General features: G+C 36.4%; 1 pseudogene. It reads left to right on the forward strand.

Annotation, left to right across the window (positions count from 1 at the left end):
• Positions 1-110: 110 nt before the first annotated feature.
• A pseudogene (locus tag ACTQ50_RS19715) lies at positions 111-635 on the forward strand (DUF2007 domain-containing protein); the annotation flags it as partial.
• Positions 636-742: the final 107 nt, after the last annotated feature.

Here is a 742-nt window from a genome sequence, read left to right on the forward strand (position 1 = left end):
AAAAGGGTTCACATGGGAACGGTGTTTAAGAACAGGGTCACGTCTTGTGTGGGTGTCCGAAAAAAGGGTACTACACTAATTCGTGTGTCCACTGTTATGGGTACATTATATTAAAGGCTGGAAATCTTGCATTTGCATCAATGTTTGTGATTAGTGTGTTAGCAATTATTATTCAGATGTTATTAACGGTGGATATTCGCTTGGTTTTAGGAGAGACAGCAACTGCTTTAGTAGGAGGAATTCTGTATGCCTCTATTATGGTGTATAATGGAATATGGGATAAATGTTTGCCAAAAAGTGCTACTATATGGCGAGATTTTCTCACCAGTGTGATATGTGCAGGAATTTTTACAGTCATCTATGGCATATGTTTATTTAGAATGGGAGCTACAGAAACACAGGTAACACGATTAGCATTGGGATTTCTGATTGGTATTACTATTGTGGCATTTATTGTTCTTAGGCTCTTGGCATTTATTAATCGAAAAAGAAACCAGAATTCGTCAAATGTTCAGGAGAAAAGGAAACTTCTCTATTCTAAGGTAGAATGGACAAAAATTTATAATGCACAGAATATAGTAGAGACAGAACAACTTGTAGAAATGTTAAAGCAAAATGGAATAGCAGCTTTTTCGTAAATGGTGAATAACCAGTCAACTTCCTTGCGTCTCCAAAAGATGAGATAATGGTGTGAAAAGTGTAAAAAGTGTGTTTCACACTTTTCACGAAAAACACCACAGGA

The organism is Blautia sp. Sow4_E7 (genome assembly GCF_052116245.1).
In the GTDB taxonomy this organism is placed as follows: Bacteria; Bacillota; Clostridia; order Lachnospirales; family Lachnospiraceae; genus Blautia_A.